7 protein-coding genes are annotated in these 7,686 nt (G+C 34.3%); all 7 read right to left on the bottom strand.

Annotated elements, in window-relative coordinates; all coding sequences use genetic code 11:
• Positions 1–1,259: type VI secretion system domain-containing protein (locus CYP77_RS09170; protein ID WP_141090851.1), on the bottom strand; the 1,259-nt coding region annotated here is incomplete at its 3' end.
• Positions 1,260–2,024: a type IVB secretion system protein IcmH/DotU gene (gene icmH / locus CYP77_RS09165; RefSeq protein WP_012001087.1), complete on the bottom strand. Its 765-nt coding sequence runs from the start codon at positions 2,022–2,024 to the stop codon at positions 1,260–1,262. It abuts the gene before it with no gap.
• 9 nt (positions 2,025–2,033) lie between these two features.
• Complete coding sequence (gene tssK / locus CYP77_RS09160; RefSeq protein WP_103565624.1) at positions 2,034–3,428, bottom strand: type VI secretion system baseplate subunit TssK; 1,395 nt, start codon at positions 3,426–3,428, stop codon at positions 2,034–2,036.
• 1 nt (position 3,429) lies between these two features.
• Positions 3,430–3,897, bottom strand: a complete 468-nt coding sequence (gene tssJ / locus CYP77_RS09155; RefSeq protein ID WP_103565622.1) for a type VI secretion system lipoprotein TssJ — start codon at positions 3,895–3,897, stop codon at positions 3,430–3,432.
• A gap of 115 nt (positions 3,898–4,012) precedes the next feature.
• Positions 4,013–5,374, bottom strand: a complete 1,362-nt coding sequence (locus CYP77_RS09150) for a thioredoxin reductase (RefSeq protein ID WP_103565620.1) — start codon at positions 5,372–5,374, stop codon at positions 4,013–4,015.
• Between the two features lie 3 nt (positions 5,375–5,377).
• Positions 5,378–6,196: a 3-deoxy-D-arabinoheptulosonate-7-phosphate synthase gene (locus tag CYP77_RS09145; protein WP_103565617.1), complete on the bottom strand. Its 819-nt coding sequence runs from the start codon at positions 6,194–6,196 to the stop codon at positions 5,378–5,380.
• A gap of 18 nt (positions 6,197–6,214) precedes the next feature.
• Positions 6,215–7,570, bottom strand: coding sequence for a thioredoxin reductase (locus tag CYP77_RS09140; protein WP_103565615.1), 1,356 nt, complete (start codon positions 7,568–7,570; stop codon positions 6,215–6,217).
• Between the last annotated feature and the right edge of the window lie 116 nt (positions 7,571–7,686).

The following is a 7,686-nucleotide window of genomic DNA, read 5'->3' as shown; positions in this document are numbered from 1 at the left end:
ATATAAATATCTGACAAATAATCCTTAAGCTCAGTGTTTTCTATAAATTTAACTATTTGAGAATATACAACTTTTGCATTGTTATCCATGCCTTGGCTTGTAAAAATTTTAGAAAGCTCTAACAAAAAGCTAAGCTCGCTTTGCGAATTTGTTGTATATTTGCTTCTATCAAGGGCTTTTATCAGCTCCTCAAAGCTCATATCTTTTTTCATTTCGTCACTAGAGATAAAATTTACACTCTCTTTTTTACTAAAAAATTTAGCACTCTCTTCGCTGAAAAATGCCTCTTCACTTTGAAATTTGAGCTTTTTCATATCTGGTAATTTTTCTATAAAATTTAAAGTCATATTAGAAACTAGTTCGCTTTGCTCGCTTAGCCCAGATGATCTTAAAAACTCGCAAAATATCCTAACGCCATCTATCCAAAACGGATTAAGGGCTAAATTTCTTATAAATTTCTCCAAATTTTCTTGGCTTGCTTCTTTCATATTTTTAAAAAGTAAGATCAAATTTTCATCAGGATAGCGTATCTGCGTCACTTGCTCGCTGCTAACTGGCAAAGCCTTGATCCTGCCCCACATCGCCTCAAAAACAAGCGAGTAAGCGGTCAAATTTTTTATGTCATTTTTTAAAAGAGAGACGGATAAATTTACAAAGTACTCCCTAAACTCTCTATCGCTAAATGTGCCAATATCGCTACTGCCAAAAGAGGCGCTTTGTGAGTAGCTTGGCTCGGCTTTTGCTGGCTGCTTTGGCTCCTCTACTTTTTGAGCTTGCTCGCTTTTCTCTTCTATATAAAGCATATCAAAGTGCGTGCTAAGCTCGTGTGAGAGCTCAGGCACAAGCTCATTAAAAGCTCTTGCGTCCGCTTCGTCTAAATTTATACCATCCCTATGAGCTTGCGTAAAAAGCTCTATCGTTTGAGCAAATATCTTTTTTTTAGCAGGCACTTGCTTTTCATTTTTTGCTAATAAATTTGGCTCTTGTTTTAGAGTAGTTAGAAAAAATGAAAAGGCCTCGATCAGGGTTTTAAAACTATCTTTTTGGTTTAAATTTATAGCAGAGATCGCTAAGAAATTTAAAAGCTTTACATCGAGGCTAAATTCGCTTAATGCCTTTAAAGACGAGCTAAAAACATAGTCCCACTTAATGGTATCATGCGTCAAAGTCTTATACTTTGACATCTCGTCTATCAGGCCGATATAGAGTTCGTTTTCTGAAAAGTTTTCGTTAAATTTGTTGAAAAACTTATCTTGCACTTACTTTTTGTCCATAAAATTTTCTATCTTATTGTTTAGGACGCTGTCGTTTTTAACGTTGTTTTGATCCATCGAGTAGGTGCTATATAAAAACGCAGCCGCGATAGCAGCAAGCGCTATAAGGATAAAATAAAATTTCAAATGCCTTAATGAAAATATCTCAAAAAAGCTTCTCTTTTTAGTTTTTAAATAGCTCTTTTCAAATACATTTTCATCAGCCTTTATAAGTGGCGAAACGGCTGAGGCTATATTTTCACAAAGGTATGAAATTTTCTCGTTGCAATCTTCCTGCGCTTCGTATTTACCCTTGTAGCCAAGCACCAAACAAGCGTAGATAAACTCTAAAAAGTCCTTGTTCTTGCCAACGTTTTCAAACCATTTATCCATGATGCCAAAGAATTTGTTGCCACCTAAATTTTCGTTAAAAAATCTTGTTGTTAAGGTGTTGTTCGCCCAAAAACTGTTCATAAAAATTTCGTTTTTTAGCAAGCTCTCATCGATGAAAACACAAAGGCAATATCTAAGCCTAATGATGTCGTCCTCTTCATAAATGCCTAAATTTGAGATCTTTGAAGTGGTGCTTAATATATCATTTATCAGCTTTTCACGTAAATTTTGCATCTCACTTTGTGAAAAATTTTGTAGTTTTGATACTCTGTTTGCTAAAAGAAGCAGTGGTAGCACGTGATCTAGGGCAGGATTTGCACCAAGTCCTAGAAGCTTTGTCTGGCTTAAAGCCGAAATTTCATTTTGATTCTCACTCATTTTTTATCCTTATAATAAAGCCCACATCTTAATGTCAGCGTTTGATAAATTTGCTGTTATATAGACGCTAATAACGCTTTGATTTGCGAAGCTTTTAAAAATTTCATCTTTTTTATCGATCTTGTAGTAGATATAGTCATTTAGCTTTGGCAATGTACTTGGTATAGCTGAAATTTGCTCTACGTTTATGCCGCGAAGCTGCGACGAGACGATACTTTTGATGTTTGATTGGGTGTGAATTTTGCACTGTTCTTTGAAATTTTTGAGCAGGTACTCATTTTTTGTATCGCTATGGATAGCAAAGTAAATTTCTGAGTTTTCTATGATGCTTGGGTTATCAAAGACGCAGTCAAAAAAGCCGTGATTGTTTTTAACGATCTGTGCCATGACGTATTTTGGCGACAAGATATGCGAGAACAAAAGCCTAAGATTGTTTATTAGCGGTACGAAAGTTTGACTTAAGTTGTTGTGATCATAAGCTATAAATTCGCTAAAACTATCATCGTGACTTAGGGCTAGCAGATCAGCTTGAAAATCAACTAGCTTTTCATATAGATACTCTGGATGAATTTTGTCTCTTTTGAAAAGATAGGAGAATATCAAGTGCCATTTTTTAAGCATATTTAGCGTCAAATATGTTGAGATATCAAGCCTATTTTTAGCCTGATCTATGCCACCTAAAAGCCCAGTATAGCTCTCTTGATGCTGCTTTGTAGCAAAGCTAAACTCATCTATAAAGCTAGTGATGAAAGAATTTTTACTGACATCGATGCAAGTTGGTATAAATTTCTCATCAAGCGTTATTTGTTTGTTTAGATCTATGTTTTTTATCCTGCAAATAGGCACGCTAAGCTCATAAGGCGTTTTTGAGCCAAGCACTCCTAGAGTCGATCTTTGACTTGCTAGGATCAAATTTTCTTTATCCTGCGTAAAAGCAGACGAAAGCTCAAAGTCGTCTTTGTCATCAAGCTCATCTAAGATGTCATTACTAGCTTCATCATACACTCTTGAGCTAATGAGTGCTTGCTTGGCTGTAAATTTTAGATTTGGCAGGTTATTTTGCAAGCTAACATCAACAAGCCCTGAGCTAACTGGTAGCTTTAGTACGATGACGGCAGAATTTAGCTCGCTAGGACTTATCTCAAGTGGCTCTGGTAGATCGTCTTGATCTGGAGCGTTAAATATCGTACCATCTTGCGAGATGCAAGAAATTTTATTTAGCCCTATCTTGCCTTGAAGCAAAAGCTCACTTGAGATCTCAAGATCCAAAACTCCATATAAATTTGAAAAAGACGAGACGGTTTTTATGTTTAAATTTCTCTCAAAATACCTCTCTTGCTGCTCGAAATGAACCTTATCAACGTTCATCCCGTTGTACCAGACAACTTTTAATTTATCAGACATTTTATTTGCTTGCTTGGATCTTAGAGCCGCTGGCGTCTATGGTATTTACGCCATTTTTAGTTATCTCAAAAACTATATTTTTCTCTTTTGCTTCTTTTGTTGATTTGTAAGCTTTGATATTTGTCTTGCTTTGATCAGCATAAAGCACCAAAATGCCAACGTATGGCACTTCGTCTGGATCGACATTTGTAAAAGCGTATCTGTTTGTGTTTGGCTGAATTTGCGTTTTTATCGAGTCTATCTTGTCTTGACCAAGTATGTCACCATTTTTCTCAGCTAGATCAACTATGCTAGCTTGCTGAAATTTTGCCACATCTCTTAGTTTATAAGCGATGATAGTCACTGGAACGTTGTCACCGTGGTAGTTTAAGTTTGAATTTGGAGTGTTGCTTATGATAAGATCTTTTGCACATCCTGCGATAAATAGCATAAAAATTAAAGAACAAAGAAATTTAAACGTTTTCTTCATGGTTTCCTTTACCTCACGTTAATAATATTATTTTTATGTAATTCTATCTAAAGTTATTTTAGAAGAAACTTATTTTAAAATCAATGCTCTTAAATAAAACTTTAATGAGCATTAATCAATCCTTTATATTATGCTCTTTTGCATAAGATAATATCTTAGCTCTAAGATCTTCTGGGAAGCTATCTCTATACATCACTGGTGTTAGAGGGTTTAGCTTTTTATCTAATTTACCAGCCTCATATAGTCTTGTTAGCTCTTCTGGTGTGTTGTAGTATGGTGCATTAGGATATCCTTCTGGTGGGGTTAGGGACATTATTTTAGCTTCTAAAATATTAATATCTCTGTTTAAAATCACTTGCTTATATTCCTGATCATCTGGCTCAGCTACGTCAAAAGGAAGCATTTCATCTTTTAGGACATCTTTCATTTTTGTCATAAATTCTTCCCTTGTAGTCTCGTTTGCATCTATATCTCTAGGGTCTAGTAGTTTTCCTTCATCTTCTACTAGTTTTCTAAAATACCGCATAACTCTACCATCAGTATCAAGGGCAAGTCCTCTATTAAAATCCATCACGAAGTAGTTCCCTACTATCTCATCTAGATAAGGTATCATTCCATATTCATCTAGTGGAGGGTTTTTATATAGTTTACGAATTTTTTCGTAGGTGTCTAAATTTTTATTTACTCCCATACCATAAGTGTAGTATTTAAAAGAGTCTGCCAGATAGTTTAATGCTTCTACTACTCCTAGCTGTGCTGCTAGAAATGCTTTTTGAAAATCTCTTGCTTTAAATCCTGCTGAACCGCCAGTACCAAATGCTGATGGATTACCTAATACTCCAGCACATAAATTCCACTCTCCTATAAAGAGTTCTGATTTAAGTGTATTTTTATTTCTATCTACTTCATCATAAATTTCAGCATACTCTGGCTTTGTTAGTTTGCCACTACTATCTACTCTACCTATGGCATCATCTGGTATATCTATCATAGTGCATTTTAGATTGCTTCTTTTTACTAGATAGATATATCTATCTCTCTTATCTTTTAAACTTTCATAGTAAGCTTTTTCTGATTTAGTCCAAGGGGATAGTTTAGTTGAGCTTGCTTTATAGCTAATATCTAGCCATGGTTTAAATGCTAAATAATCTGTTTGACCTAGAGAATTTGGTTTAGGGTTATAGTATAGGGGTTTATAGTTTTTATATGGAGATGAGTCTAGGATGGAGCGGGAATCTAGTAAATATTTAGACTGAATTTCTAAGTATTCCTTACTGGTACGTACCTTTTTATACTCATTATTATTTGGCACTAATAGATTTGTTGCTTTATCAAATTTTAGTTCTGTACCATCTGGTGCTAAGACCGTATATGTGTTATCCATTAAATTTTCTTTACTCATTAAATTTCCTTTGTTTATTATTAATAGTGATCCAGCTACTAAAAGAGCTATGATGATAAATATTATCTTCTTCATATCTTATCCTATATATAGACCATCTTCCATTACTATGGTAGTAGCTAAACGACCTACTAGGCGAGGAGGGATTTCGTCTTTATTTCTTTCTTTTTCTTTAGATGCTTTACACCCCACATACATACCCTTGACATTGTTGTTTCCTATCACATCTAATGCTTTTAGTAGTCTTCTTGATTTATTATCTACTTCTGATCCAAAGGTGTTTAAATTTCCATTTTTAAAGTCTTCTAGTATCTCCATAGCTTCGTTGTATTTGTCTATTGGCAGGGCTTGTTTTGAGGTGCTTTTACTTGTCTTATACATATCATAAATTTCACCTCTTTGTTTTATATCTATTGAGTTTGATGGACTTATTGTAAGCAATGTTTTAACTCCTTGTAGCATAAGCTCTTTTGGTGAATATGCTAGTTTTTTATTTCTTTTGTTAAGGTTATTAAAGAACTCTTCATCAGTTTTATTATCTGTTCTTAGTTCATCCAGACATAGATAAGATATCATAGTATCTAGGCTTATATCTTTAGATAGGTTAGAGTCTAGTTTGTTTGTAGTAGTGTTTATATCATAGTAGAAGAAGTTATGATAGTCTAGTCCTCCACTAGATAGTCTTCCTCCTATGATAGTTCTTTTCAGGTCTATATTTATAAAAGATGAGTATATCTCTATAGGGTAGTAAGTATATTCACTTGTTTTATTTGAATTTGGTTCATAAGATGTATTCTTAACAGCATAGGTATCATTAAATTTATTTGTGAAATACTTATGAAGTATTAGTTCATAAGATCTTTTTTGTTGTTCGTAGTTGGCTCCGTTTGGAGCCATAGATATTAAATTTATTCTTTAATCCTTTATATTATGCTCTTTGGCATAGCTTAATATCTTTTGCCTAAGATCTTCAGGAAAGCTATCTCTATACATCACTGGTGTTAAAGGGTTTAGCTTTTTATCTAATTTACCAGCCTCATATAGTCTTGTTAGCTCTTCTGGTGTGTTGTAGTATGGTGCATTTGGATATCCCTCTGGTGGAGTTAGGGACATTATTTTAGCTTCTAGTAGGGTGGAGTCAATAAAAAGAGAAAGCGTTCTATCATCCCAATCCTTAGGAAATCCTGGAAGCTCTAGCCTGTCTTGAAATTTAGGGAGTTCGCTTTTAACATAAGAGATAAATTCTTCTCTTGTAGTCTCGTTTGCATCTAGGTCTCTAGGGTCTAGTAGCTTACCTTTGTCTTCTACGAGTTCTCTTAGGTCTTTGTATAAAGAATTATCTGGCATTGCTGCTATCCCACCCCTATTAAAATCCATCACGAAGTAGCTCCCTACTATCTCATCAAGATAAGGCATCATTCCATATTCATCTAGTGGGGGATTTTTATATAGTTGAAGAATTTTTTCGTAGGTATCTAAATTTTTATTTACTCCAACTGTATATGTATAGTATTTAAAGCAATCTGCTAGTACATGTAGTGCTTCCACTACTCCTAGTTGGGCTGCTAGAAATACTGCTTGAAATTCTCTTGCTTTAAATCCACCTTCATTTCCATTGCCTAGTGATTCACTATCTCCTAATACTCCAGCACAAATTCCCCACTCTCCTATAAAGAGTTCTGATTTAAGTGTATTTTTATTTCTATCTACTTCATCATAAATTTCAGCATACTCTGGCTTTGTTAGTTTGCCATTACTATCTACTCTACCTATTGCATCATCTGGTATATCTATCATGGTGCATTTTAGGTTACTTCTTTTTACTAGATAGATATATCTATCTCTCTTATCTTTTAAACTTTCATAGTAGGCTTTTTCTGTCTTAGTCCAAGGTGATATTTTAGTAGAGCTTGATTTATAGCTAATGTCTAGCCATGGTTTAAATGATAGATAGTCTGTTTGACCTAGAGAATTTGGTTTAGGGTTATAGTATAAGGGTTTATAGTTTTTATATGGGGATGAGTCTAGGATGGAGCGGGAGTCAAGGACTAGTTTTGAAGAAAGATCATTATTTGTATTATCCGACTTTTTTCCATCATAAACAATCAAATTTGTATTTTTATCAAATTTTACCTCTCTGCCATTGTGGGCTATAACCGTATATGTATTATTATCCATTGAATTTCCTTTATCTTGTAATTTTCCTTTGCTTATTACTACTACTGCTGTGACTGCTAAGATAGCCATGATGATAAATATGATCTTCTTCATATCTTATCCTATATATAGACCATCTTCCATTACTATGGTAGTAGCTAAACGACCTACTAGGCGAGGAGGGATTTCGTCTTTATTTCTTTCTTTTTCTTTAGATGCTTTACACCCCA

This window comes from Campylobacter concisus (assembly GCF_002913865.1).
GTDB classification, from domain to species: domain Bacteria; phylum Campylobacterota; class Campylobacteria; order Campylobacterales; family Campylobacteraceae; genus Campylobacter_A; species Campylobacter_A concisus_AM.
Note: the sequence above shows the minus strand (reverse complement) of the source record. Positions and strands in the feature narration are given on the sequence as shown.